The 26340-nt window shown below is 67.7% G+C and carries 21 protein-coding genes and 1 tRNA gene; 13 read left to right on the top strand and 9 right to left on the bottom strand.

The genetic code is table 11. The annotated features are described in order from the left end of the window. Nucleotides 1-210 precede the first annotated feature (210 nt). The 4 genes from cysT (at nucleotide 211) to N5D30_RS22400 (ending at nucleotide 3928) form a co-directional block, all read left to right on the top strand. On the top strand, nucleotides 211-1029 hold the full coding sequence (gene cysT, locus N5D30_RS22415) for a sulfate ABC transporter permease subunit CysT (protein WP_220811232.1): 819 nt from the start codon (nucleotides 211-213) through the stop codon (nucleotides 1027-1029). Between the two features lie 10 nt (nucleotides 1030-1039). Further along, a complete protein-coding gene (cysW, locus tag N5D30_RS22410; RefSeq protein ID WP_279906021.1) occupies nucleotides 1040-1912 on the top strand; it encodes a sulfate ABC transporter permease subunit CysW in 873 nt (290 codons plus the stop codon). A 6-nt stretch (nucleotides 1913-1918) separates the two neighbouring features. After that, entirely contained in the window at nucleotides 1919-2908 is a 990-nt protein-coding gene (locus tag N5D30_RS22405) for a sulfate ABC transporter ATP-binding protein (RefSeq protein ID WP_279910734.1), read from the top strand. Between the two features lie 342 nt (nucleotides 2909-3250). Continuing rightward, complete coding sequence (locus tag N5D30_RS22400; RefSeq protein ID WP_262880319.1) at nucleotides 3251-3928, top strand: hypothetical protein; 678 nt, start codon at nucleotides 3251-3253, stop codon at nucleotides 3926-3928. A 752-nt stretch (nucleotides 3929-4680) separates the two neighbouring features. On the opposite strand, the gene N5D30_RS22395 is transcribed toward N5D30_RS22400, so the two are convergent. Then, nucleotides 4681-5580 (bottom strand): LysR family transcriptional regulator, encoded by a 900-nt coding sequence (locus N5D30_RS22395; RefSeq protein WP_279910733.1) that lies wholly within the window; start codon nucleotides 5578-5580, stop codon nucleotides 4681-4683. A 177-nt stretch (nucleotides 5581-5757) separates the two neighbouring features. Here N5D30_RS22395 and N5D30_RS22390 point away from each other — a divergent pair, with 177 nt between their 5' ends. The 6 genes from N5D30_RS22390 to N5D30_RS22365 all read left to right on the top strand — a co-directional run bounded on the left by N5D30_RS22390 (nucleotide 5758) and on the right by N5D30_RS22365 (nucleotide 16260). After that, nucleotides 5758-6939 carry an acyl-CoA dehydrogenase gene (locus N5D30_RS22390; protein ID WP_279910732.1) on the top strand — a complete coding sequence of 394 codons (1182 nt, stop codon included), beginning with the start codon at nucleotides 5758-5760 and terminating at the stop codon, nucleotides 6937-6939. Between the two features lie 145 nt (nucleotides 6940-7084). Continuing rightward, nucleotides 7085-8308: a CaiB/BaiF CoA-transferase family protein gene (locus tag N5D30_RS22385; protein WP_279910731.1), complete on the top strand. Its 1224-nt coding sequence runs from the start codon at nucleotides 7085-7087 to the stop codon at nucleotides 8306-8308. A 340-nt stretch (nucleotides 8309-8648) separates the two neighbouring features. Further along, nucleotides 8649-9980, top strand: a complete 1332-nt coding sequence (locus tag N5D30_RS22380; RefSeq protein ID WP_279910729.1) for an MFS transporter — start codon at nucleotides 8649-8651, stop codon at nucleotides 9978-9980. Nucleotides 9981-10323: 343 nt separating this feature from the next. Further along, on the top strand, nucleotides 10324-12132 hold the full coding sequence (locus N5D30_RS22375; protein WP_220811224.1) for a DUF1302 domain-containing protein: 1809 nt from the start codon (nucleotides 10324-10326) through the stop codon (nucleotides 12130-12132). Between the two features lie 26 nt (nucleotides 12133-12158). After that, nucleotides 12159-13526 (top strand): DUF1329 domain-containing protein, encoded by a 1368-nt coding sequence (locus tag N5D30_RS22370; protein ID WP_279905814.1) that lies wholly within the window; start codon nucleotides 12159-12161, stop codon nucleotides 13524-13526. 133 nt (nucleotides 13527-13659) lie between these two features. After that, nucleotides 13660-16260 carry a LuxR C-terminal-related transcriptional regulator gene (locus N5D30_RS22365; RefSeq protein WP_279910728.1) on the top strand — a complete coding sequence of 867 codons (2601 nt, stop codon included), beginning with the start codon at nucleotides 13660-13662 and terminating at the stop codon, nucleotides 16258-16260. 335 nt (nucleotides 16261-16595) lie between these two features. Here the strand turns inward: N5D30_RS22365 and N5D30_RS22360 are convergent, their stop codons facing one another. The 5 genes from N5D30_RS22360 to N5D30_RS22340 all read right to left on the bottom strand — a co-directional run bounded on the left by N5D30_RS22360 (nucleotide 16596) and on the right by N5D30_RS22340 (nucleotide 19098). Then, nucleotides 16596-16784 (bottom strand): hypothetical protein, encoded by a 189-nt coding sequence (locus N5D30_RS22360; RefSeq protein ID WP_279905812.1) that lies wholly within the window; start codon nucleotides 16782-16784, stop codon nucleotides 16596-16598. Between the two features lie 193 nt (nucleotides 16785-16977). Continuing rightward, a tRNA-Arg gene (locus tag N5D30_RS22355) sits at nucleotides 16978-17054 on the bottom strand. 55 nt (nucleotides 17055-17109) lie between these two features. Continuing rightward, on the bottom strand, nucleotides 17110-17274 hold the full coding sequence (locus N5D30_RS22350; protein ID WP_220811221.1) for a rubredoxin: 165 nt from the start codon (nucleotides 17272-17274) through the stop codon (nucleotides 17110-17112). After that, entirely contained in the window at nucleotides 17271-17990 is a 720-nt protein-coding gene (locus N5D30_RS22345) for an NAD(P)H-dependent oxidoreductase (protein WP_279910727.1), read from the bottom strand. Before N5D30_RS22345 ends, N5D30_RS22350 begins: the two co-directional genes overlap by 4 nt. Before the next feature lie 52 nt (nucleotides 17991-18042). Next, the gene (locus N5D30_RS22340; protein ID WP_279910726.1) at nucleotides 18043-19098 is read right to left on the bottom strand and encodes a fatty acid desaturase; all 1056 of its coding nucleotides are present in this window, start codon (nucleotides 19096-19098) and stop codon (nucleotides 18043-18045) included. A gap of 186 nt (nucleotides 19099-19284) precedes the next feature. Here N5D30_RS22340 and N5D30_RS22335 point away from each other — a divergent pair, with 186 nt between their 5' ends. Beyond that, nucleotides 19285-20148 (top strand): LysR family transcriptional regulator, encoded by an 864-nt coding sequence (locus N5D30_RS22335; protein ID WP_279910725.1) that lies wholly within the window; start codon nucleotides 19285-19287, stop codon nucleotides 20146-20148. 47 nt (nucleotides 20149-20195) lie between these two features. Here the strand turns inward: N5D30_RS22335 and N5D30_RS22330 are convergent, their stop codons facing one another. From N5D30_RS22330 to ccoN, 3 genes are all read right to left on the bottom strand, one after another. Beyond that, on the bottom strand, nucleotides 20196-21320 hold the full coding sequence (locus N5D30_RS22330) for an HPP family protein (RefSeq protein WP_279910724.1): 1125 nt from the start codon (nucleotides 21318-21320) through the stop codon (nucleotides 20196-20198). Nucleotides 21321-21421: 101 nt separating this feature from the next. After that, on the bottom strand, nucleotides 21422-21643 hold the full coding sequence (locus tag N5D30_RS26125) for a hypothetical protein (protein WP_347881210.1): 222 nt from the start codon (nucleotides 21641-21643) through the stop codon (nucleotides 21422-21424). Continuing rightward, a complete protein-coding gene (gene ccoN / locus N5D30_RS22320) occupies nucleotides 21640-23067 on the bottom strand; it encodes a cytochrome-c oxidase, cbb3-type subunit I (protein ID WP_279910722.1) in 1428 nt (475 codons plus the stop codon). Before ccoN ends, N5D30_RS26125 begins: the two co-directional genes overlap by 4 nt. A 441-nt stretch (nucleotides 23068-23508) precedes the next feature. Between ccoN and N5D30_RS22315 the strand changes: the two genes are divergently transcribed. Continuing rightward, nucleotides 23509-24531, top strand: a complete 1023-nt coding sequence (locus tag N5D30_RS22315) for an AraC family transcriptional regulator (protein ID WP_279910721.1) — start codon at nucleotides 23509-23511, stop codon at nucleotides 24529-24531. Nucleotides 24532-24861: 330 nt separating this feature from the next. After that, nucleotides 24862-26313, top strand: a complete 1452-nt coding sequence (gene gabD, locus N5D30_RS22310) for an NADP-dependent succinate-semialdehyde dehydrogenase (protein ID WP_279910720.1) — start codon at nucleotides 24862-24864, stop codon at nucleotides 26311-26313. The last annotated feature ends 27 nt before the right edge of the window (nucleotides 26314-26340 follow it).

Raw genomic sequence — 26340 nt, 5'->3', positions numbered from 1 at the left:
ACGCTGCAAGCGGGCTGTCGCCGGTGGCGCCCTGGAAGCCTGTTCACGATCCGGAAACCCACTGTAGGAGCGGCCTTGGCCGCGAATCGGGGCAAAGCCAGAAGAGCTTCGCGGCCAAGGCCGCTCCTACAATGGCGCCTATCTCTTCCAGCCAGACGTGAACGGGCTCTTACTTGTCGCTTGCAGCTTGAAACTTGCCGCTGAGGTTTTATGTCACGCCGCATTTCCCCCGTCATACCCGGCTTCGGGCTGACGCTGGGCTACACCCTGGTGTACCTCAGCCTGCTGGTGCTGATTCCCCTGGGTGCCATGTTCGTGCATGCCGCCCAGCTGAGCTGGGATCAGATCTGGACCATCATCTCCGCGCCGCGGGTGATCGCCGCGCTCAAACTGAGCTTCTCCACCGCCTTCTACGCCGCCGTCCTCAACGGCATCATCGGCACGCTGCTGGCCTGGGTGCTGGTGCGCTACGACTTCCCCGGCCGCCGGCTGATCGACGCGATGATCGACCTGCCCTTCGCCCTGCCCACCGCCGTCGCCGGGATCGCCCTCACCGCGCTCTATGCGCCGGCCGGCCTGGTCGGCCAGTTCGCCACCGCGCTGGGCTTCAAGATCGCCTACACCCCGCTGGGCATCACCCTGGCCCTGACCTTCGTCACCCTGCCCTTCGTGGTGCGGACCATCCAGCCGGTGCTGGCGGACATCCCGCGCGAGGTCGAGGAAGCTGCCGCCTGCCTCGGCGCCAAGCCGTTCCAGGTGTTCCGCCACGTGCTGGCGCCGGCCCTGCTGCCGGCCTGGCTGACCGGCTTCGCCCTGGCCTTCGCCCGCGGCGTGGGCGAGTACGGCTCGGTCATCTTCATCGCCGGCAACATGCCGATGAAGACCGAGATCCTGCCGCTGCTGATCATGGTCAAGCTCGACCAGTACGACTACCACGGCGCCACCACCATCGGCGTGCTGATGCTGGTGGTCTCGTTCATCCTGCTGCTGCTGATCAACCTGCTGCAGCGCCGCATCGAACGCCCGTGAGGAGGCCGCCATGTCCAGTACGACCCTGACGGCCAGCGCGGCCGCCAACGCTGCCCGCCGCGGCACCGCCACCGGGCGTCTCGCCCTGATCATCGGTGCCTGGCTGGCCTTCGCCCTGTTCCTCCTGCTGCCGCTGTACGTGGTGCTATCGGAGGCGCTGAAGCTCGGCCTCGGCACCTTCTTCACCGCGCTGGTCGAGCCGGACGCGATCAGCGCGCTGAAGCTGACCCTGCTCGCGGTCGGCATCTCGGTGCCGCTCAACCTGGTGTTCGGCGTGGCCGCCGCCTGGTGCGTGAGCAAGTACGAGTTCCGCGGCAAGAGCATCCTGGTAACGCTGATCGACCTGCCGTTCTCCGTCTCCCCGGTGATCGCCGGCCTGATCTACGTGCTGCTGTTCGGCGCCCAGGGCTTCTTCGGCGAATGGCTGCAGGAACGCGACATCCAGATCATCTTCGCCCTGCCCGGCATCGTCCTCGCCACCGTGTTCGTCACCGTGCCCTTCGTCGCCCGCGAGCTGATCCCGCTGATGCAGGAACAGGGCACCCAGGAGGAAGAAGCCGCGCGCCTGCTCGGCGCCAACGGCTGGCAGATGTTCTGGCACGTGACCCTGCCGAACATCAAATGGGGCCTGATCTACGGCGTGGTGCTGTGCGCCGCCCGCGCCATGGGCGAGTTCGGCGCGGTGTCGGTGGTGTCCGGGCACATCCGTGGCTACACCAACACCCTGCCGCTGCACGTCGAAATCCTCTACAACGAGTACAACCACGTCGCCGCGTTCAGCGTGGCCAGCCTGCTGCTGGCCCTGGCCCTGATCATCCTGCTGCTCAAGCAGTGGAGCGAATCCCGCCTGTCCCGTCTGAAATCCGCAGACGACGAGGAGTAAGTTTTCATGTCGATCGAAATCCGCAACGTCACCAAGAATTTCGGCGCCTTCCGCGCACTCAACGACATCAACCTGGACATCCAGAGCGGCGAACTGGTCGCCCTGCTCGGCCCGTCCGGCTGCGGCAAGACCAGCCTGCTGCGCATCATCGCCGGCCTGGAGACCCCGGACACCGGCAACATCGTGTTCCATGGCGAGGACGTGTCGCGCCACGACGTGCGTGATCGCAACGTCGGCTTCGTGTTCCAGCACTACGCCCTGTTCCGCCACATGACGGTGTTCGACAACGTCGCCTTTGGCCTGCGCATGAAGCCCAAGGGCGAGCGGCCCGGCGAGAAGGAAGTCGCCGAGCGCGTGCACGAGCTGCTCAACATGGTCCAGCTCGACTGGCTGGCCGACCGCTACCCGGAGCAGCTGTCCGGCGGCCAGCGCCAGCGCATCGCCCTGGCCCGCGCCCTGGCGGTGAAGCCCAAGGTGCTGCTGCTCGACGAGCCGTTCGGCGCCCTCGACGCCAAGGTGCGCAAGGAACTGCGCCGCTGGCTGGCGCGCCTGCACGAGGAAGTGCACCTGACCAGCGTGTTCGTCACCCACGACCAGGAAGAAGCCATGGAAGTGGCCGACCGCATCGTGGTGATGAACAAGGGCGTGATCGAGCAGATCGGCTCGCCCGGCGAGGTCTACGAGCAGCCGGCCAGCGACTTCGTCTACCACTTCCTCGGCGACTCCAACCGCCTGCACATCGGCGAGGACCAGCACCTGCTGTTCCGCCCGCACGAGGTCTCGCTGTCGCGCCAGGCGGTGGAAGAACATCGCAGCGCCGAGGTGCGCGACATCCGTCCGCTGGGCGCCATCACCCGGGTGACCCTCAAGGTCGACGGCCAGGACGAGCTGATCGAAGCCGAGGTGGTCAAGGACCACGACAGCCTGGCCGGGCTGGCCCGTGGCGAGACGCTCTACTTCAAGCCCAAGGTCTGGCAGCAGCAACCGAGCGCCTGACCCGTCCCCAGCGCCGCGTGGCATGCGCGGCGGTTTCCGCCCACCCCACCCCGGAGCGCCCGCTCCGGGGCGGGGTGGATGCGCGAGTAGCACAGACGCGGACGCGCCGACTTCGCGACATCGAAATTGCGATGTAAATCACTCTTTTGGCTCATCCCTTGCTATTGCAAGCGCAGTAGGCTGTTGCCACCGCGCGGACGGCCTCTGCCAACCGATAGACACGCGCCGACAAGAATAACAAGGAGCGACCGGGGGATGAATCGTAATCCTTTGATTCGATTGATTTTTTCCATCACGTTAGGGATTCTGGCAAGCGTTTCGGCAATTGCCCAGGCAGCCGCCATGACGGCCGCCGAGCAAGTGCAGGTGTATGCCAGCAGAGCCACCAGCAGCCTGTTGCTGGTCAGGGGGGAAGGCTTCCAGGAGGAGTATCTGACTCGCCTGGAGAAGGACATCGCCGATCTGGAGACGGCGGCCCAGGCCGCGATGAGCGCCAGCTCGGAAATACCCGGCCTGACCAACAAACTTGTTACCCAGTTACGCCGGGGTGTTTCCTTTGGCCCCAAAGAAGACAACATGCCCTGGAGCTATCCGCCGGATCTGGCCCAGTCACTGCGTGACCTGCTGACCGTGGCGCGCGCTGTGCCGAACGCCGATCCCCTTGGCGAACTGCCGGCCCAGGTCGAATACCTGGCCGTGCAATACCTCAGCCGCTCCTATATCGGCAGCTTCGAGATCGCCCGCGAGCAGACCGACAACTACGTCGGCCAGGATGAGCGCGTGCTGGTGCCGAAGATCGACCAGGAGCTCGGCTCGCTGGAGGGCAAGGGCAACCCCGCGGTAGCCAAGCTCCAGACCCGCTGGAAGTTCCTGCGCGCGGCCCTGCTCGACATGAACAGCGGCAGCAACGCCCTGGCCAGCAGCTCCGGCCGCGCCTTCGCGCCGACCACGGTGGATCGCCACACCCGCTCGATGACCGGCCAGTGGATATCCATGGGTCAGGTCGCCGGCTCGCGCTAAGCGATCACCGACGCATGAAAGAGCCGGGCCTTGCCCGGCTTTTTCATGGCTATGCGCCCATTGGCGTGTTGCAGACACTACAACTGCCCTGCGGAAACGGTCTGCCTGCAATATCAATAGGAACCCGTAGGGCGGTCGCAGGCCGTAACCCACCAGCGCAATCGATCGCGGCACCGCCGACGGGTTGCGCGGTCAAGCGCCTCTGTCTGACTGAACACTGCAGCTGCCTGCCCCTGGATTCCCGCCTTCGCGGGAATGACGGTTTCGGAAGAAACTCCACCTCTACCTCGTCATCCCCGCGCAGGCGGGAATCCAGAAGAGGTCAGGACACTACAACCTCTAACGGGGAAACAGCCTTTTTCATGGCTATGTACCCGTTATGTGTTGGTGGCGTAATTCTGCTCTTGTGGGAGCGGCTGGACGGCATTCCGATTGGCCGCGAAATTCGCGGATAAATCCGCTCCCACAAGCTGTGCAACAACTACGTGGACAGAGTCTTTTTCATGGCCACTCGCCGTAGGGTGCTCCGCGCGCACCGGTCGTAGCCCGGATGAAATCCGGGGGCGCGTGGGCTTCCAGCCGATTACCGAGTGCTCCGACACCCTGCTTTCACCCGCATGGGCGAAACCAAAACTTTCATGCAGCTGGGTAAACAGCAGAACATCGGAGCTGCGGGTTTATCGGTGCGCGCGGCGCACCCTACGGATCACGCGCGCACTTCTCGCGCCTGACCCGCTCAGGTCCGACAACCTTCAGCCCTGTCGATACTCCCGCGCCGCCTTCAGCAGCCAGTCCCTGAACGCCAGCAGCGCGGCGGACTCGGCCTTGCGTTCGGGGATCATCAGGTAATAGGCCTTGTCGCTGCTGTGCAGCGCCGCCGGGTGGGCCGGCACTAGGCGGCCCTCGGCCAGTTCACGCTGGATCAGGAACGGCGGGATCAGCGCCACGCCCATGCCATGGCTGGCTGCCTGGGCGAGCATGGAGAACAGCTCGTAGCGCGGCCCGCCGAGGTCGTGCGACACGCTCAGGCCCTGGGCGGCGAACCACTGCCGCCAAGCGTAGGGCCGGGTGCTCTGCTGCAGCAGGGGCAGCGCCGCCAGCTCGATGGCCCCGAGCGTTCCGCCCTGCGGCAACAGTTCCGGGCTGCACACCGGCAGCGGCTCCTCGGGCATGAGGAAATGCGCCTCGGTGCCGGACCACTCGGCATCGCCGAAATAGATCGCGGCATCGAACACCGTGTCGGCGAACAGGAAGGGCCGGGTGCGGTTGGTGAGGTGCACCGTCACCTCCGGGTGCAGGCGCTGGAAGTCCTTGAGCCGCGGCACCAGCCACTGGGTGGCGAAGGTCGGCACCACCGCCAGCTCGATGGCCATCGCCCCCTGCTGGCCCATGGCGGCCAGGGTGTCGCGCTCCACCGCGTCGAGCTGGGCGGCGATCTTGCGGCTGTAGGCCAGCCCCGCCTCGGTCAGCCGCACCCCGCGCCGGGAACGGCGGAACAGCTCGATGCCGAGGAACTCCTCCAGCCCGGCGATCTGCCGGCAGATCGCGCTCTGGGTCAGCGCCAGCTCGTCGGCCGCCCGGGTGAAGCTCTGGTGGCGCGCCGCCGACTCGAAGGCCACCAGGGCGGCGGTACTGGGAATCCTGCGGCGCATCTATGCCATGACCTCACTCGAAGAAGAAGAAAATGCCTGCTCAGGCTATCTCGGAGTGAGTTATTCGCACAACAGCGTGCGAAATCCTCGTTTGCCCCTGGCGGGCGGGCGGCCTAGTCTCTCTCCATCGCCCGGCCACGTGCCGGTTTGTCCTGCCACCGTTTCGAGGATTCGCCCATGGCCGCCAAGGCAAGCTTCAACTGGATCGACCCGCTCCTGCTGGACCAGCAGCTGACCGAGGAAGAACGCATGGTGCGCGACAGCGCCCAGCAGTTCGCCGCCGACAAGCTGGCCCCGCGCGTGCTGGAAGCCTTCCGCCATGAGCAGACCGATCCGAAGATCTTCCGCGAGATGGGCGAGACCGGCCTGCTCGGCGCCACCATCCCCGCCGAGTACGGCGGCAGCGGCCTGAACTACGTGTGCTACGGCCTGATCGCCCGCGAAGTGGAGCGCGTCGACTCCGGCTACCGCTCGATGATGAGCGTGCAGTCGTCGCTGGTGATGGTGCCGATCTTCGAGTTCGGCAACGAGGCGACCAGGCAAAAGTACCTGCCCAAGCTGGCCAGCGGCGAATACATCGGCTGCTTCGGCCTGACCGAGCCGAACCACGGCTCCGACCCGGGCTCGATGATCACCCGGGCGAAGAAGGTGGACGGCGGCTACCGCATCACCGGCAGCAAGATGTGGATCACCAACAGCCCCATCGCCGACGTATTCGTGGTGTGGGCGAAGGACGACCAGGGCGAGATTCGCGGCTTCGTGCTGGAGAAGGGCTGGGAAGGCCTCTCCGCCCCGACGATCCACGGCAAGGTCGGCCTGCGCGCCTCGATCACCGGCGAGATCGTGATGGACAACGTGTTCTGCCCGGAAGAGAACGCCTTCCCCGACGTGCGCGGCCTGAAGGGCCCGTTCACCTGCCTCAACTCCGCCCGCTACGGCATCAGCTGGGGCGCCCTGGGCGCCGCCGAGTTCTGCTGGCACACCGCGCGCCAGTACACCCTGGACCGCCAGCAGTTCGGCCGCCCGCTGGCCGCCAACCAGCTGATCCAGAAGAAGCTGGCCGACATGCAGACCGAGATCACCCTGGCCCTGCAGGGCTGCCTGCGCCTGGGCCGGATGAAGGACGAGGGCACCGCCGCGGTGGAAATCACCTCGATCATGAAGCGCAACAGCTGCGGCAAGGCGCTCGACATTGCCCGCCTGGCCCGCGACATGATGGGCGGCAACGGCATCAGCGACGAGTTCGGCGTGGCCCGCCACCTGGTCAACTTGGAGGTGGTGAACACCTACGAGGGCACCCACGACGTGCACGCGCTGATCCTCGGCCGCGCGCAGACCGGCATCCAGGCGTTCTTCTGACCTGACCTCCCCTCTCCCCCTGGGAGAGGGGCCGGGGGTGAGGGTGTCATAGGCGGCGCGGAGCGGCCTGGAAATCCCTCACCCCAACCCTCTCCCAAAGGGAGAGGGAGCTATCCATACCGTGCCTCTACCCAGGAGTCTCGCCATGCCCGGCGCCCTGTCCCATATCCGCGTCCTCGACCTGTCCCGCGTGCTGGCCGGCCCCTGGGCCGGGCAGATCCTCGCCGACCTCGGCGCCGAGGTGATCAAGGTCGAGCGCCCGGGCACGGGCGACGACACCCGCCACTGGGGTCCGCCCTACATCAAGGACGCCGACGGCAACGACAGCCGCGAGGCGGCCTACTTCCAGTGCGCCAACCGCAACAAGCAGTCGCTGACCCTGGACTTCACCCAGCCCGAAGGCCAGCGCCTGGTGCGCGAGCTGGCGGCCCGGTGCGACGTGGTGCTGGAGAACTTCAAGGTCGGCGGCCTGGCCGCCTACGGGCTGGACTACGAGTCGCTGAAGGCGGTGAATCCGCGACTGATCTACTGCTCGATCACCGGCTTCGGCCAGGACGGTCCCTACGCCAAGCGTGCCGGCTACGACTTCATGATCCAGGGCCTGGGCGGGCTGATGAGCCTGACCGGCAAGCCCGACGGCGAGGAAGGCGCTGGGCCGATGAAGGTCGGCGTGGCGCTGACCGACATCCTCACCGGCCTGTACGCCACAGTCGGCGTGCTGGCCGCGCTGAACGCCCGCGAGCAGGGCGGCCAGGGCCAGCACCTCGACGTCGCCCTGCTCGACGTGCAGGTGGCCTGCCTGGCCAACCAGGCGATGAACTACCTGGCCACCGGCGCGGCGCCCAAGCGCCTGGGCAACGCCCACCCGAACATCGTGCCCTACCAGGATTTCCCCACGGCCGACGGCGACTTCATCCTCGCCGTGGGCAACGACAGCCAGTTCCGCAAGTTCTGCGAGGTCGCCGGGCTTCCGGCTTTGCCCGACGACCCGCGTTTTTCCACCAACAAGGCGCGGGTCGCCCACCGCGCCGAACTGATCCCGCTGCTGCGCCAGGCCACGGTGTTCAGGACCACCGCCGAATGGGTCACGTTGCTGGAGGCGGCCGGCGTGCCCTGCGGGCCGATCAACGACCTGGCCCAGGTGTTCGCCGACCCGCAGGTGCAGGCACGCGGCCTGCGCGTGGACATGCCCAACTCCATGGGCAGCGTCACCCCGCAGGTGGCCAGCCCGCTGCGCCTGTCCGCCACGCCGGTGGACTACCGCCTCGCCCCGCCGCTGCTCGGCGAGCACACCGAGGCCCTGCTGCAGCGCCTGCTCGGCCTGGACGCCGAACAGATCGCCGACCTGCGCCGCGATGCGGTGATCTGAGCACCTGTTGTCGATCCATCGCCGCGGCCTTTGTGAGCGCAACTGCCTTGTAGGAGCGGCCTTGGCCGCGAAGCTTTCCTGCCAGTCCATTCGCGGCCAAGGCCGCTCCCACAAAAACCGCTCTCACAAGGACCGCCGCCATACTGGCCGTCCCGCTAAAAAGACTGCTGCCCGCCTGCCGTGACGCATGGGGTAACCGTCATCAGCGAGCGGGTATCAACCTGATTCAATTTGCTGATAGTACCTTCGGGCGATACTAAGTCTTGGTTATCCGGTCCTAAGCTGGGGTCACACCAGTCACCCCAAAGCGTGCCACTACGGCGCCGCGGAGCCCCTGACCATGTCCAATAACAACAACGGCTATCCCTCCAGTCTTTCCGCCTGGGTCACCGTGACCATCCTGATGGTCGCCTACGTGCTGTCGTTCATCGACCGACAGATCCTCAACCTGCTGGTCGGCCCGATCCGGCGCGACCTGGACATCACCGACACCCAGATGAGCCTGCTGATGGGCCTGTCCTTCGCGCTGTTCTACACGGTGTGCGGCATCCCCCTCGGGCGCCTGGCGGACACCAAGAGCCGGCGCGGCCTGATCGCCGTCGGCGTGCTGTTCTGGAGCGCGGCCACCGCCGCCTGCGGCATGGCCAAGCAGTACTGGCAGTTCCTCCTGTGCCGGGTCGGCGTGGGTGTCGGCGAAGCGGCCCTGTCGCCCGCGGCCTATTCGCTGATCGCCGACAGCTTCCCGCCGGAGCGCCGCGCCACCGCCATCAGCGTGTACTCCATGGGCGTCTACCTGGGCTCGGGCATTGCCTTCCTGCTCGGCGGCCTGGTGATCCAGTTCGCCTCCGCCAAGGGCGACGTGGTGCTGCCGCTGCTCGGCGAAGTGCGCCCCTGGCAGCTGATCTTCCTCATCCTCGGTGGCGCCGGCGTGCTATTCACCCTGCTCATGTTGGCCGTGCGCGAACCGGCCCGGCGCGGTATCGGCGCCGGTGTGGCGGTGCCGCTGGCCGAGGTCGGCCGCTATATCCGCAGCAACCGCCGCACCGTGCTGTGCCACAACTTCGGCTTCGCCGGCCTGGCCCTCGCCGGCTACGGCAGCGCGGCCTGGATTCCGACGTTCTACATCCGCACCTATGGCTGGGACGCCGGCCAGGTGGGCATCGTCTACGGCTCCCTGGTGGCGGTGTTCGGCTGCCTCGGCATCGTCTTCGGCGGGCGCCTGGCGGACTGGCTGGCCAAGCGCGGGCGCAGCGACGCCAACATGCGCGTGGGCCTCTACGCGGCGCTGGGCTCGCTGCCGTTCGTCCTCGCCTTCCCGCTGATGGGCGACGCGTTCTGGGCCAGCGTGCTGATGGCGCCCACCGTGTTCTGCCTGAGCATGCCCTTCGGCGTGGCGCCGGCGGCGATCCAGGAGATCATGCCCAACTCCATGCGCGGCCAGGCCTCGGCACTGTACCTGTTCGTCATCACCCTGATCGGCCTGGGCCTCGGCCCGACCGCCGTGGCGCTGGTGACCGACTTCGTGTTCGCCGACGACAACGCCCTGCGCTACTCGCTGCTGATCGTCACCGCGATCGCCGTGGTGTCGTCCATCATCCTGCTCTGGCGCGGCCTGAACCCCTACCGCGAAAGCCTGCAGCGCCTGCAGCAATGGTCCCTGGGCGCCGCCTGACGGCCCCCTGCCCCAGCCTCGAAAAGCCCCGCCCCGGCGGGGCTTTTTTCTGTCTCCGCATGCGCGGTATCGACTGACCGCTCGCGGATTTCATCCGGGCTACGGCCGGTGCGCGCGGCGCACCCTACGGGCGGCCACCCGCAGTGGGTAAATCACCTTTCCCTGTCCATGGGGTTTCGCTGATGACCATCCATTCAGGTGGTTTCTGGCTGGCGCCAGCGCCCACCGGGCAACGCCGTTAATACTTTCGGATGACATGGCAAATACGTCCTTGGTGCGCTTATGCGTCTGTCATCCGCTGGGTAGGGTGCTGGCAGTTGCACCCCCATTCACGGAGAGCCTCATGACAAAAACAACAAGGCCCGGAATCTTCCAGCCGCACACCCTCGCCCTGGCCATCGCCCTCGGAGCCGCAGCTCCGGCGTACGCCGTCAACTTCAACATCGGGGAAATCGAAGGTCAGTTCGACTCGTCCATGTCGGTAGGCGCCAGCTGGGCCATGCGCAGCGCCGACCGCGACCTGGTCGGCCAGGCCAACGGTGGCACCGGCTTCACCCAGACCGGTGACGACGGCCGCCTCAACTTCAAGAAGGGCGAGACCTTCTCGAAGATCTTCAAGGGCATCCACGACCTCGAACTGAAATACGGCGACACCGGCGTGTTCGTGCGCGGCAAGTACTGGTATGACTTCGAGCTGAAGGACGAGAACCGTCAGTGGAAGGGCATCGACGACCACAACCGCAAGGAGGCCGCCCAGTCCTCCGGCGCCGAAATCCTCGACGCCTTCGTCTACCACAACTACAGCATCGGCGATCTGCCGGGCTCGGTGCGCCTGGGCCGCCAGGTGGTGAGCTGGGGCGAGAGCACCTTCATCGGTAACAGCATCAACGCCATCAACCCAATCGACGCCGCCGCCTTCCGCCGTCCCGGCGCGGAGATCAAGGAAGGCCTGATCCCGGTGAACATGTTCTACCTGTCGCAGAGCCTGACCGACCAGCTCTCCGCCGAGGCCTTCTACCAGATCGAGTGGGACCAGACGGTGGCCGACAACTGCGGCACCTTCTTCGCCAGCGCCGACGTGGTCGCCGACGGCTGCGACGACAACTACAACATCCTCGACGCCAACACCGTCAGGACCCTGATGGGCCTGCAGTCGACCCTCGCCTCCCTGGGCGTGCGCGTCGAGCCGGAAGGCCTGCTGGTCAACCGCGGCGGCGACCGCGACCCGCGCGACAGCGGCCAGTTCGGCGCCGCCCTGCGCTGGATGGGCGACGACGCGGAATACGCCGCCTACTTCCTGAACTACCACAGCCGCACGCCCAACCTGAGCATGCAGAACGCCGGCGCGGCGGACATCAACCGGGCCCTGACCGTCGCCGGCGGCGCCCTGGCGCAGCCGATCCTGCTGGGCCGCGGCAGCTACTTCCTCGAATACCCCGAGGACATCCGCCTGTACGGCCTGAGCTTCTCCACCTCGCTGCCCACCGGCACCGCCTGGCAGGGCGAGATCAGCTACCGGCCGAACATGCCGGTGCAGATCAACACCACCGACATGACCGGCAAGCTGGCCACCACCGTGGCCGGCGCCGCCGCCACCGGCGGCCTGGCGGGCGCGCTGGCCCAGGCCGACGCCATCAGCCGTGGCTACAACCGCAAGGAAGTGACCCAGGTACAGACCACCTTCACCCACTTCTTCGACCAGGTGATGGGCGCCGACCGCGTGACCCTGGTGGGCGAGATCGGGGCCACCCACATCGGCGGCCTGGAGAGCAAGGACCAGCTGCGCTACGGCCGCGACTCCATCTACGGCTCGCCCTACGGCACCAGCGCGTCCAACATCGCCTCCGCCAACGAATACGGCTACCACGGCTTCTTCACCAACACCTCCTGGGGCTATCGCGCCCGCGCGGTGTGGGACTACAGCAACGTGATCGCCGGCATCAACCTCAAGCCCAACGTCTCCTGGTCGCACGACGTGGACGGCTACGGCCCGGTGTTCAACGAAGGCTCCAAGGCGGTCAGCATCGGCGTCGACGCCGAGTACCGCAACACCTACACCGCCAGCCTCTCCTACACCGACTTCTTCGGCGGCGACTACAACCCGATCACCGACCGCGACTTCCTCGCGTTCAGCGTCGGCGTGAACTTCTAATCAGGCTCCACAGAGAATCAGTCAGCATGAAAACAACAAGACAACTGATCAGCGCCCTCACCCTCTCCCTGCTGGCCGGCAGCGTGCTCGCCGCCGTCTCGCCGGAAGAAGCCGCCAAGCTCGGCACCAGCCTCACCCCGCTCGGCGCCGAAAAAGCCGGCAACGCCGACGGCAGCATCCCGGAGTGGACCGGCGGCCTGCCCAAGAACGCCGCACCCATGCTCCCGGGCGGCTTCCTCGGCAACCCGTTCGCCAGCGAACAACCCCTGTTCACCATCACCGCGCAGAACCTGGACCAGTACAAGGACAAGCTGGCCGAAGGCCAGATCGCCATGTTCAAGCGCTACCCCGAGACCTACAAGATGCCGGTCTACCCCACGCACCGCACCGCGGCCGTGCCGGACAGCATCTATGAGGCGGCCAGGAAGAGCGCCGTGAACACCAGCCTGATCGAGGGCGGCAACGGCCTGAAGGGCTTCTCCGAAAGCCGCAACTACGCCTTCCCGATCCCGCAGAACGGACTGGAAGTGCTGTGGAACCACATCACCCGCTACCGTGGCGGCAACATGCGCCGCAGCATCGTGCAGGCCGCGCCGCAGGCCAACGGCTCCTACACCCTGGTGCAGTTCGAGGACGAGGTGGCGGTGCCCGGCTCGACCAAGGGCCTGGACCCGAAGAAGGCCGAGAACGCCCTGCTGTTCTTCAAGCAGCGCGTCACCGCGCCGTCGCGCCTGGCCGGCAACGTGCTGCTGGTGCACGACTCCCTGGACCAGATCGCCGAGCCGCGCATGGCCTGGCTGTACAACGCCGGCCAGCGCCGCGTGCGCCGCGCGCCGCAGGTCGCCTATGACGGTCCGGGCACCGCCGCCGACGGCATGCGCACCTCCGACAACTTCGACATGTTCAACGGCGCGCCGAACCGCTACGACTGGAAGCTGGTCGGCAAGCGCGAGCTGTACATCCCCTACAACAACTACAAGCTGCAGTCGCCGGAGGTGAAGTACAGCGACATCGTCAAGGCCGGCCACACCAACCAGGACCTGGCGCGCTACGAGCTGCACCGCGTCTGGGAAGTCGAGGCCACCCTGAAGTCCGGCGAGCGCAACATCTACGCCAAGCGCCGCTTCTTCATCGACGAGGACAACTGGCAGATCGCCGTCTCCGAGCACTACGACGGCCGCGGCCAGCTGTGGCGCATCGGCCAGGCCATGCTGGTGCAGCAGTACGAGCAACAGGTACCGGCCTACGCCTTCGAGGCCCTGTACGACATCATCGCCGGCCGCTACCTGGCCATCGGCATGGCCAACGAGGAGAAGAGCGCGCCGCAGTTCGGCATGCCGGCCTCGGCGGTCGACTTCACCCCGGCGGCCCTTCGCAACGCCGGCGTACGCTGAGCTACATCGCAACGCTGCTCCAACTTGAGGCGACCCCAGTGGTCGCCTTTTTTGTCCGCGACGCTCCCGCGGACATCGAATTGGATAAGATCGACCTCTCGCGACAACAACTACAAGAGCCGAGGCCACGACCATGCACCAGAAGGTTCGCGCCCTGCATCCGGCCATGGCGCCCCGCCAGCCGGACCCGTCCCTGCCCCGCCTGCCGGCGGCGCACATCGCCCGTCCGCGCCTGACCCGCGACCTGCTGGCCGGCGACTGCCGCCTGACCCTGGTCTGCGCCCCCGCCGGCTTCGGCAAGAGCGTGCTGCTCAACGATTGTGCGCGCCAGGCGCCGATCGGCACCCGGGTGGTCTGGCTCGACCTGCTCGGCCATCCCCACAGCCCCGCCGAACTGCTCGCCCGCCTGGCCGCCGCCCTGCAGCTGCCGCACGGCGACGGCGAACCCTGCGCCGAACTGGGCCTGCTGCTCGGCCGGGTCGAACAACCGCTGTGGATCATCCTCGACGACTACCCGCGCCAGCCCTGCGCCGAACTGGACGCCTGCCTCGACCGCCTGCTCGAACGCGCCCCGCACACCCTGCGCTGGTGGATCGGCGGGCGCCGCCGGCCGGCCTGGAACCTGCCGCGCCTGCTGCTGCAGGGCGACCTGCAGGAACTCGACGCCCACGCCCTGGCCCTCGACCAGGGAGAACTCGGCCGCCTGCTGCAACAGCGCCAGCAGGTCCTGCCCGAGAACCTGGCCGGCCAGTTGCTGGACAACAGCGAGGGCTGGCTGGCCGGCATCTGCCTGCTGCTGATCGGCGGCACCGCCGACAACCTGGGCCAGCGCCTGGCCGCCGGCACGCCCCTGCTGCTGGAGTACCTCGAACGCGAAGTGCTGGCCACCCTGCCGCCGCCGCTGATGCACGCCCTGTTCGTGCTGGCGCACATGCCGCGCTTCTCCGCCGGGCTCTGCGAGCACCTGCTGGAAGAGCACGGCGGCGCCGGCGTGCTCGAACAGCTGCGCCAGCGCCAGCTGTTCCTCCACGGCCTGGACAGCTGCGGCGAATGGTTCCGCCTGTGGCGCCCGCTGGCGACCATGCTCAAGCGCCTGCCCGGCGGCCAGACGCCGCTGCAGGCCCACGTGCGCGCCTGCCAGTGGTTCGCCAACCGCGGCGACGTGCGCGAGGCAGCCGAGCATGCGCTGCTGGCCGAGCAGCCGGACGTGGCCGCCAACTACCTGCAGCGCTACGGTCACGGCCAGCTGCTCATCGGCCAGAGCGTCGCCCAGTTCCTGCACTGGCGCGACGAACTGCCGGCCAGCCTGTTCAACAGCACGCCACGCCTGATCACCCTGGCGGCCTGGGGGCTGATCATCTGCACCCGCCTCGACGAGGTGGAAGCCTGCATCGCCGAGCTGGCCCGCTTCATGCCGCAACCCGACGCCCGCCGCCAGCGACAGCTGATCGCCCAGTACCAGGCGGTGCTCGGCGTGCTGCAGCGCCAGGCCGGCCAGGCCAGCGCCCGCCAGCACTGCCTGCAGGCGCTGGAAGTGCTGCACGAATCGGCCTGGTCGCAACGCATCCTCTGCCACCAGGCGCTGACCCAGCAGGCCATGGCCGAGCTGGACCTGACCAACGCCCAGCACTACAACCACGAGGGCCTGCGCCTGGCGCGCCTGCAAGGCAACGTGCTGTTCGAGTCGCTGCTGAGCGTCGACCACATCCACCTGCTGGCCATGCTCGGCGAGCGAGAACGCGCCCTCGAACTGACCGGGCAATGCCTGCAGCTGCTGCAGGACGCCTCCCACCGCGGCCCCGTGCTGGCCCGCCTGCTGCTGCTGCGCGGCACCCTGCTGGTCACCCGGGGCGAAACCGAGGAGGCCCAGGCCATGCTGATCCAGGGCCTGCAGGAAGCCGAGAGCTGCGCGGACGCCTACCTGCTGTTCGGCTACCTCGGCCTGGCCGAACTGGCCGGCCTGCGCGGCGACCCCGACAGCGCGCAGAGCCTGCTGCGCCGCGCCGAGCGGCAGATGCAGCTGCTCCACGTGCCCGAGGTGCGCTACCGGGAAATCCTCCAGCTGGCCAACGGCTGCCTCCTGCTCAACCAGGGCGATGCGGAACAGGCGCACAGCGCCTTCCTGCGGGTGCGCCTGCGCCTGGAGAACGAACAGCTGCTCGCCCCGTCGGGTTTCTACGACCTGCTGCCGCGGGCGCGCCTGTACCTGGCCCAGGCCGAACTGGCGCTGGGCGAGACCGCGACCGCCCTCGCCGCCCTGCAGGAACTGCACGACGACTGCCGGCGCAGCGGCCACCACAGCCTGGCGACCCAGGCCCGGCTGTGCCAGGCCGAGGCCCTGTACCTCGGCGGCCGCATCACCGAATCCGACGCCCTGCTGCGCATGGCCGTGGACGAGGCCGAGCGCCAGCACCAGATCATGCCGCTGCTGGCCCTGCAACGCCGCCAGCCGGCCTGGCTGAGCCAGCACCCGGCCTGGCGGCCGGGCCTGCTCAGGGCCGTCGCCGCCGAGGCCGGCCACCCCCAGGCGGCCAGCGAATCGCTGCTGAGCAAGCGCGAACTGGCAGTGCTCGGGCTGATCGCCCAGGGCCACTCCAACCAGCAGATCGCCGAACAGCTGTACATCTCCCTGCACACGGTGAAGACCCACGCGCGGCGGATCAACGTCAAGCTCGGCGTACAACGCCGCACCCAGGCCGTGGCCCGGGCCAAGGCGGAGGGCTGGCTGGGCTGACCGCTCCATGCCCGTTTATAAGGGCTCTGCCCAAGTTGACTGTTGCGGCTGAACTCAAGCCCTTGTGAGAGCGGACTTGTCCGCGAACGGGGCCTGCTTCGCGGCCAATCGGAATACCTCCCAGCCGCTCCCACGAATGGGCACATGTGCCTCGTAGGGTGCGCCGTGCGCACCAAGTGAGGTACGACATGGCTTTTAGCCCGGATGAAATCCGGACTACGACCGGTGCGCACGGCGCACCCTACGCAGCACACGGGAACATCGCCCAACGAAAAAGGCCCCGGGTTTTCACCCGGGGCCTTCCAAAGAGGCCGCTCACCCCGCCGGAAGCGGCCTCACTTCTTGCCGGGAATGGGAAAGGCCTTGAAGGCCTCGCGCAGGATCTTCCTGGCCACATCCTCGGGCCGTGCCGGCGCCACGTCGGTCAGGGCGTCCGGCTTGTCGTCGTCCGCCGCCGGCCCGGGCACCGCCGAATCCTGCCCCAGCCCCTTCTCGACCTCTCGCAGGTCCTCGTCCGAATTCATTTCATGCCTACCGCTTTTTTCTGGAACGTGCGCCGCGCCATCCTATCGCTAAAGACTAGCCGCCGATACGCAACCGGCGACGTCCTCCGACTGGTGACACCCGTGGCACCGGCCCGGAAACGACGAAGCCCGCACGGTGGCGGGCTTCGTCTGCGCTTCGCAGCCGTCCGTGGACGGGCTGGAAACTTCGGTCTGGCGCATCCGGCGGGATTCGAACCCACGACCCCTGCCTTCGGAGGGCAGTACTCTATCCAGCTGAGCTACGGATGCGTTGCGGGGCGCAATCATACGCATCCGCTTCGCGGGCGTCCATGCGGGTTGTCGCTCAGAGCTCCTGCATGTCGAAATCGGCCTTGCTCACGCCGCAGTCGGGGCACAGCCAGTCGTCCGGTACATCGGCCCAGGGCGTGCCGGCGGGGATGCCGTCGTCCGGCCAGCCCTTGGCCTCGTCGTAGATCAGGCCGCAGATGACGCAGATCCAGGTCTTCATGCCGGCACCTCCTGGGCGAGCGGACGCAGGGCGCGGTCGAAGTTCGCCAGCGAGGGGAAGCGCAGGGGTTGCAGGTCGTCCAGCCGGCCCAGGTAGTCGCCGTACTGGCGGAGGATGTCCTCGCGCGCTTCCTGGCTGACGTAGGGCACGTGGTAGGCGGCGAACGGCGGCAGCACGCTCATGCCGACGTAGGCCAGGGTGCCGCGCTGCAGCGGGCGCAGCATGGGCTCCCAGTCGCCGTGCACGGCGGCCTCGTCGGCGAACATGTGGTCCTGCCCGCCGAGGGTGAAGCTGAGCAGCGCGCGCTTGCCGGCCAGGCCGCCGCGGTCGTAGAAGCGCAGGCCGCCGTAGCACACGCCCGACACCAGCACGCGGTCGATCCAGCCCTTGAGGATGGCCGGCACCGAGCACCAGAACAGCGGGAAGTTGAGGATCACCAGGTCCGCCCAGAGCAGCTTATCCAGCTCGGCGGCGATGTCCGGGGCGAGTTCGCCCTGGGCTTGGGCGTGGCGCTGTTCGAGGGCGTAGACCAAGTAGTCCGGGTTGCTGCGGGTACGGAAGTCGGCGGCGGTCGCCACCGGGTTCCAGTGCATGGCGTAGAGGTCGGAGACGCGCACCTGGTGGCCGGCGCCTTCGAGGGTGACGACCGCCAGGTCCTTCATGGCCGTGCAGAAGGACTGCGGCTCGGGATGAGCGTGAACGATCAGGATATTCATCGGGGTTCCAGCGAAAACGACGGGGGCCGAGCGGCCCCCGGACAGGAGGGGATCAGGCAGTCTGGCGCAGCGGTGCGGTGGCCGGCTTGTTCAGCGGCTCCCAGCGGTTGGCGCGGGCGAAGGTGCCGAAGTCGTTGAAGCGCACGCCCATCTCGCGCATCACCTTGTGCGCCACCGGCGCGGTCATCTGGCGGATGTAGAAGGGCTCCTTGACCACGAAGTGGTGGATGCCGTGGGTGCTGCCGAAGTTGAAGCAGAACGCCTGCAGCGGCCACAGCCACCAGGGGTTGAGCACCTGGGTCTGCTGGATCACGTTGCCCAGCTCGACATCGCCGTAGTAGTGCATGTTGGAACTGACGAAGTGCAGGCAGAAGGTGCGCAGCACGTTCGGGCCGACCAGCACGACCACGGCGAAGGTGATCACGTCCATCACCGCCAGGGTGGTGGCCGACCAGGCGATCGGGGCGCCGGCCGCGGAGGCGACGAAGTCGACCAGGTGGAAGCCGAGGAACAGGTACCAGGCGCCCCAGTTGAGCAGGCCGAGCGGCGCGTAGCCCTTGAGCGTGCGGCTGACGATCATCTTCTTGCGCTCCCAGGTCTCGGCGCGCAGGAAGCGGATGAACGAGGACATCACGTTGTCGCCGTCCATCAGCAGGCGGGCGAAGCCCCAGGGCTCGCCGTTGGTGATGGCGCGTTCCTCGATGTCGGTCTCGGTGCCGGACACCTTGTGATGGTTGAGGTGCAGGTGGCGGCGGATCCACGGGTTGATGGTGCTCGGCCGGGCCATCCACACCAGGCCCATCATCAGGTTGTGCGGTACGCGCTGCTTGCGGAAGTACATCGAGTGGATCAGGTCGTGCTCCAGCTCGTGGGTCAGCGAGGCGAAGAAGGCGTTGGCCAGCAGGCACGCCCACCAGGCGATGGCGCCCTCGGCGTAGAGCCAGGCGCTGCCGATCATGCCGGCCAGGGCGAAGGTCAGGATGCCGGCGCCGATGGCGTCCTGGTGCTGCAGGATCGGGTAGCGCCGGCGCAGTTCTTCGCCATGCGCCATCACCACGGAGCGGATGTGCGCCGAGCGCTGCTGGTGGGTCGAGGGAGTCGGGTTCATGCACGCATCCTCTGGTTCCGGCGCGATGCGCCGCGGACTGTTGTTGTGTTCAGGCCAGGCTAGAGTGCGCCAGGCCCCGCCGTCCCGCCCGACCGACCGCGCCAACCTGTTGACCGAGAATGCCAACCTGACCCGCACGGGCCTGGCACTTATAATCACCACCCCCTGCCCCCGCCCGGAGCCGAGATGGCCGTCGACCTGGCACGCACCTTTCTGGAAATCGTCCGCTGCGGCAGCTTCGTCGGCGCGGCGGAGCACCTGCACCTCACCCAGGCCGCGATCACCGCGCGCGTGCAGAGCCTGGAGAGCCAGCTCAACTGCAGCCTGTTCGTGCGCAACCGCTCCGGCGCCCGGCTGACACCCGACGGCGAGGCCTTCGTCGACTTCGCCAACCGCATGGTGATCGCCTGGGAGGCGGCCCAGCAGGAGCTGCCGCTGCCGCAGAGCTGCGCCGAAATCCTGCACATCGGCGGCGAGCCGAGCCTGTGCAACCCGCTGATGCTGAAGTGGGTGCTCGCCCTGCGCCAGGCGATGCCGAGGCACGCCGTGCACAGCCACATCGGCGACGGCGTCAACCTGCTGCGCCGGCTGGAACAGGGCGCGCTGGACGCCGCCCTGGTCTACCACCCGCTGTACTGGCAGGGGGTGCAGGTGGAGCTGCTGATGGAGGAGAAGCTGGTCCAGGTGCGCAACCCGCACCAACCCGGGCCTTATGTGTTCGTCGACTGGGGCGAGGACTTCCGCCACCGGCACAACGCGGCGCTGCCGCAGAACACCCGCGCCGAGGTCAGTTTCAACCTCGGCCCGCTGGCCCTGCAGTACATCCTCGAATCCGGCGGCGCCGGCTACTTCCGCACGCGGGTGATCCAGAGCTACCTGGACTGCGGCATGCTCGAACTGGTGCCGCAGGCGCCGGAGTTCACCTACCCGGTGTACCTGCTGTATTCCCGCGACCGCTGCCCCGCCTCGCTGCGCCAGGCCATCGACTGCCTGCGCGACGTGGTGGCCCATGGCAGCGACTGGTCGCAGCGCTGGGACCCGATGATCTGACACGCCCGCTCACGCGGGTTGCACCCGCCCTACGTGGGGTGATGCCTCTACGCCAGGTGCTCCAGCAGGTTGCGCTGCAGGGCGGCGATCAGGTCGGTCTGGGTGATGATGCCGACCAGCTGGCCCTGCTCCAGCACCGGCAGGCAGTGCAGGCCCTGGGTGGACAGCAGCGGGATCAGCTCGACCACGTGGGCCTGGCTGTCCACGTAGCGCACCGGGCTGGTCATCAGTTGGCCGACCAGGATGCGCTTGCCCAGGGTCCAGGGCAGGAACGGGCTGACGCCGCGCGGCCGGCTGATCAGGTCGACCAGGCTGACAATGCCGACCAGGCGCTTGTCGTCGTCCAGCACCGGCAGGCTGCGCAGGCGGTGGCGGCGCAGCATGGCCAGCGCCTGCTCGCGGCGCGTGCCCGGGCCGACGCAGCGCAGGTCGCGGGACATGATCTGCTCGGCGACCATGCGCCCCATGCCGCGCTTGAGGGCGTGGCGCTCAGTGGCGCGGACCAGCCTGGCGAGGTCGTCGCGGGTGATGTCGACGAACTCGCCGAAGTCCTCCAGCGCGTGCTCCAGGTCGTCGTCGGAAATGCCCACGCGCAGCTCCGCCGAAGGGTCGCGCGTGTGGTGCAGGTCGGGGTTGTCGGGCCGCTTCGGATAGCGCACACCGGTCAGGTTGTTGTAGATCAGCGCGCAGCCGAGCAGGCAGGTGGCGGCGATCAGGATCGGTGGCAGCAGGCCGAAACCGTGCTGCTGCACGGCCACACCGCTGAGGTGCACGCACAGCGCCACCGCGCCGGCCGGCGGGTGCAGGCAGCGCAGCAGGCTCATGAACAGCACGCTGAGGCCCACCGCGCCGCAGGCGAGCGGGATCGAATAGCCGAAGCCCTGGCCGAGGGCCACCGCCACCAGGGTGGCCACCAGGTAGCCGGCCAGGAACGACCAGGGCTGGGCCAGCGCCCCGGACGACACCGCGAACAGCAGCACCGACGAGGCCGCCAGCGGACCGAACAGGTACATCAGCAGCGGCTCCGGGAACAGCTTCAGGCACAGCAGCAGGCTGACCAGCATGCCCAGGAAGCAGCCGCAGGCCACGCGCAGCCACTCGCGCGGATGGGTGGCGGGCACCGCCGGGAGGAAGCCGGCGAACCAGGTTTTCAGGGAAGTGCGAAACGTCATGGGCAGGTACTGATCAAGAAAAGAGGCCCTGCGACGACGCGGAGGGCCTGAAGACGCCGGGGCGGGCGTCGGGAGTGTCCATCCCTGGACCATGGAATGATTCAGGCATCCAGATGGAAGCCCGGAGGTCGGGAAAGAGGCTCGAAGGGCACCTCGACCAGCGCCTCGCAGCGCAGCCCGGTGTCGCGCTCCAGCCTGCGGGCGGCGGGAGGGTCGTCGGCGAACGGCAGCAGCGCCGCCTGCTCCGCCTCGTCGCGCGCGGGCCGGGCGAGCAGGCAGAAGAGCGTCACCAGCAGGGACAGCAGCGCGGGCACGACGATCATGCCAGCGCCGCCGCTTCGGCCCGCAGCGGGTCGCCGCTGCGCACCGTGCACCAGCAGTTCCAGGCCATCAGCAGCATGCCGCTGGCGAACACACCGCCGCCGATCAGCCGCACCAGGTAGCCGGCGTGGCTGGCCTCCAGCGCCTCGACGAAGGAGTAGGTCAGGGTGCCGTCCTCGTTCACCGCGCGCCACATCAGGCCCTGGGTGATGCCGTTGACCCACATGGCGGCGATGTACAGCACGGTGCCGATGGTCGCCAGCCAGAAGTGCGCGTTGATCAGGCCGACGCTGTACATCTGCTCGCGTCCCCAGAGCCGGGGGATCATGTGGTAGAGCGTGCCGATGCTGATCATCGCCACCCAGCCGAGGGCGCCGGCATGCACGTGGCCGATGGTCCAGTCGGTGTAGTGGGACAGGGCATTGACGGTCTTGATCGCCATCATCGGCCCCTCGAAGGTGGACATGCCGTAGAACGCCAGGGACACCACCAGGAAGCGCAGCACCGGGTCCGTGCGCAGCCGGTGCCAGGCGCCGGAGAGGGTCATCATGCCGTTGATCATGCCGCCCCAGCTGGGCGCCAGGAGGATCACCGACATCACCATGCCGAGGGTCTGCGCCCAGTCCGGCAGCGCGGTGTAGTGCAGGTGGTGCGGGCCGGCCCAGATGTACAGCGCGATGATCGCCCAGAAGTGCACGATGGACAGGCGGTAGGAGTAGATCGGCCGCTCGGCCTGCTTCGGCACGAAGTAGTACATCATGCCGAGGAAGCCGACCGACAGGATGAAGCCCACCACGCTGTGGCCGTACCACCACTGAATCATCGCGTCCGTGGCGCCCGAGTAGAACGGGTAGGACTTGAGCCAGCTCACCGGCGTGGCCAGGTGGTTGACGATGTGGACCATCGCGGTGACCACGATGAAGGCCCCGTAGAACCAGTTGCCCACATAGATGTGCCTGACCCGGCGGCGGGCGATGGTGCCGAAGAACAGGTAGGCGTAGACGACCCACACCAGGGTCACCCACAGGGCGATGGGCCACTCCATCTCCGCGTATTCCTTGGAGGTGGTGTAGCCGAGGGGGTAGCTCAGCAGCATCGCCACGATCGCCGCCTGCCAGCCCCAGAACACGAAGCTGGCGAGGGAGTCGGAGATCAGCCGCGCCCGGCTGGTGCGCTGCACCACATAGAAGGAGGTGGCGAACAGGGCACCGCCGCCGAAGGCGAAGATGACCAGGTTGGTGTGGATCGGGCGGATGCGCCCGAAGCTCGTCCAGGGCAGGCCCAGGTTGAGTTCGGGCCATACCAGCTGGGCCGCGATGACGACGCCCATCGCCATGCCCAGGACGCCCCAGAGGAGGGTCATCAGGGTGAACTGACGCACCACGCGGTAGTTATAGGTGGGTTGGAAATCTTCGACAGGATGCATGACCAGGAACCGGAACACCGACGGAGGGAAAGCCCTGTCAGCCGGCCCGCTGTGGTGGCCACTACCGTCTTCCCTTGTGAGGCAGACGGCTTGGCTGACAGAGGCGCGTAGTGTGCCGAGCCGCAAAACTCACAACAAACTAATAATATCTAACATTGACTTCAGTCATTTTTAACTTAAAACCCTGATAGGCGGTCCAGGCCACGGGCGCGGCGGCGCAGGCGTGACGGAGAAAACGGCGAAACGGTTGCCCGTCGCCGCCGTTATTGATTAAAAATCGGCGGCCTGAACCCACGAATACGTTCGTATCCCGTCATTCGCGGTAGGGTGCGCCATGCGCACCGGCCTTTTCCCGGGCCAGCGATGCCCCATAACGACAAGCCGTGCCCACCGACCGCCGCATGCGACGGCCAGGTGGCCCCGGCGAGCAGAACCACAGCCATGCATAGCCCGACCACGACCGTACCCACCACCCTGGCCAGCTGGACCCGCGCCCTGCGCCGGCAGCTCGACGCCCTCGGTCTGGACAGCGCCGCGCTCTGCCGCGAGGCCGGCCTCGACCCGGCCCTGATGGAGGACGCCAACGCCCGCTACCCGCTGGACGCCACTACCCGCCTGTGGCAACTGGCGGTCGCCGCCAGCGCCGACCCGGCCCTGGGCCTGGATACTTCGCGCCACGTCGCACCCACCACCTTCCACGCCCTGGGCATGGCGGTGATGGCCAGCAGCAGCCTGCGCGAAGTGTTCGAGCGCATCGTGCGCTACCACCAGGTGGTCAGCGACGCGCTGGAACTGAGCCTGCGCGACCTCGGCGGCACCTGCGAACTGCACTTCCGCCTGCCGGCGGACAGCCCGCCGCCGGCGCCCGAGGCGATCGACGCCTTCGCCGCCATCTATGTGCGTACCTGCCGCAACCGCCTGGGCCGCGACTACGCGCCGCTGGCCGTGCACCTGCGCCGGCCGCCGCCGGACGACCCGCGGCCCTGGCAGGAGGTGTTCCGCGCGCCGATCCACTTCGCCGCCGCCGAGGACGTGCTGTGCTTCGCCAGCGCCGACCTGGACCGGCCGCTGGACGACGGCAACCCGGAACTGGCGGCGCACAACGAAACGGTGCTGCAGAAGCGCCTCGAAGCGCTGCAGCCGGACACCATGGTGCGCCGCCTGCGTCGCGCCCTGGAACAGAGCCTGCCGAACGGCGAGCCGTCCGCCGAGGTCCTGGCCCACGGCCTGCACCTGAGCCTGCGCAGCCTGCAGCGGCATCTCAGCGACGAGGGCAGCAGCTACGAGCAGGTGCTGGCCGACACCCGCCGCGACCTGGCGCTGAGCCACCTGCGCGAGGCCGACTGCTCGATCAGCGAGATCGCCTACCTGCTGGGCTTCGCCGACAGCAGCAGCTTCAGCCGCGCCTTCAAGCGCTGGACCGGGCAGAGCCCCAGCCAGCACCGCGACGCCCTGCGCGGCTGAGGCGTAGCGCGAGGCGAACAGGTGGCGCGGCACCGCGACACGTTCGTTCTTTATATCGAACACTCCGAACACCTGCGAAGGCGCCGCGCCCGGCGCCTCGATGCGTGGCGCCGCCTCGCTTGCCCCGGGGTTGAGCGAGAAATGACCGACGCTCGTTGGTCATTCATTCTTTTTCGTTATTTTGTTGATTTTATCGAACATGACTCTTGCCCTTTGCCCGCGCCGGCCCTAGCATTCGTTTGACATTTCAAACGCCCGGCCCGTCCTGGTCGGCTATCTTCCATCTTCCGACTGCCTGCCTCCGTGGCGCCGCGTGTACAGGAGAACGCCATGCAACTGAAAGACGCCCAGCTGTTCCGCCAGCAAGCCTACATCGACGGTACCTGGCTGGACGCCGACAGCGGCCAGACCATCAAGGTCAACAACCCGGCCACCGGCGAGATCCTCGGCAGCGTGCCGAAGATGGGCGCGGCCGAGACCCGCCGCGCCATCGAGGCCGCCGAGAAGGCGCTGCCGGCCTGGCGCGCGCTGACCGCCAAGGAGCGCGCGCAGAAGCTGCACAAGTGGTTCGAGCTGATCATGGCCAGCCAGGACGACCTGGGCCGCCTGATGACCCTGGAACAGGGCAAGCCGCTGGCCGAGGCCAAGGGTGAGATCGCCTATGCTGCGTCCTTCATCGAGTGGTTCGCCGAAGAGGCCAAGCGCGTCTATGGCGACGTGATTCCGGGCCACCAGCCGGACAAGCGCCTGATCGTGATCAAGCAGCCGATCGGCGTGACCGCCGCCATCACCCCGTGGAACTTCCCGGCGGCGATGATCACCCGCAAGGCCGGCCCGGCCCTGGCCGCCGGCTGCACCATGGTGCTCAAGCCCGCCTCGCAGACCCCGTTCTCCGCCTTGGCCCTGGCCGAGCTGGCCGAGCGCGCCGGCATTCCCAAGGGCGTGTTCAGCGTGGTCACCGGCAGCGCCGGCGAAGTCGGCGGCGAGCTGACCAGCAACCCGATCGTGCGCAAGCTGACCTTCACCGGCTCCACCGAGATCGGCCGCCAGCTGATGGCCGAGTGCGCCCATGACATCAAGAAGGTGTCCCTGGAACTGGGCGGCAACGCGCCGTTCATCGTCTTCGACGACGCCGACCTGGATGCCGCCGTGGAAGGCGCGCTGATCTCCAAGTACCGCAACAACGGCCAGACCTGCGTCTGCGCCAACCGCCTGTACATCCAGGATTCGGTGTACGACGCCTTCGTCGAGAAGCTCAAGGCCGCCGTGGCCAAGCTGAAGATCGGCAACGGCCTGGAAGACGGCACCACCACCGGCCCGCTGATCGACGAGAAGGCCGTGGCCAAGGTCCAGGAACACATCGCGGATGCCCTCGGCAAGGGCGCCAAGCTGGTCGCCGGCGGCAAGCCGCACGCCCTGGGCGGCAGCTTCTTCGAGCCGACCATCCTGGTCGACGTGCCGAACAATGCCGCCGTGGCCAAGGAAGAGACCTTCGGCCCGCTGGCCCCGCTGTTCCGTTTCAAGGACGAGGGCGAAGTGATCGCCATGGCCAACGACACCGAGTTCGGCCTGGCCTCCTACTTCTACGCCCGCGACCTGGGCCGCGTGTTCCGCGTCGCCGAGGCCCTGGAATACGGCATGGTCGGCATCAACACCGGCCTGATCTCCAACGAAGTGGCGCCGTTCGGCGGCGTGAAGGCCTCCGGCCTCGGCCGCGAAGGCTCTAAGTACGGCATCGAGGACTATCTCGAAATCAAGTACATGTGTCTCGGTGGCGTATAAGGCCGCCGGGCAGTGATCCGTGGGTGT

The sequence above is a fragment of the Pseudomonas sp. GD03875 genome (assembly GCF_029840585.1).
GTDB lineage: Bacteria > Pseudomonadota > Gammaproteobacteria > Pseudomonadales > Pseudomonadaceae > Aquipseudomonas > Aquipseudomonas paralcaligenes.
Note: the sequence above shows the minus strand (reverse complement) of the source record. Positions and strands in the feature narration are given on the sequence as shown.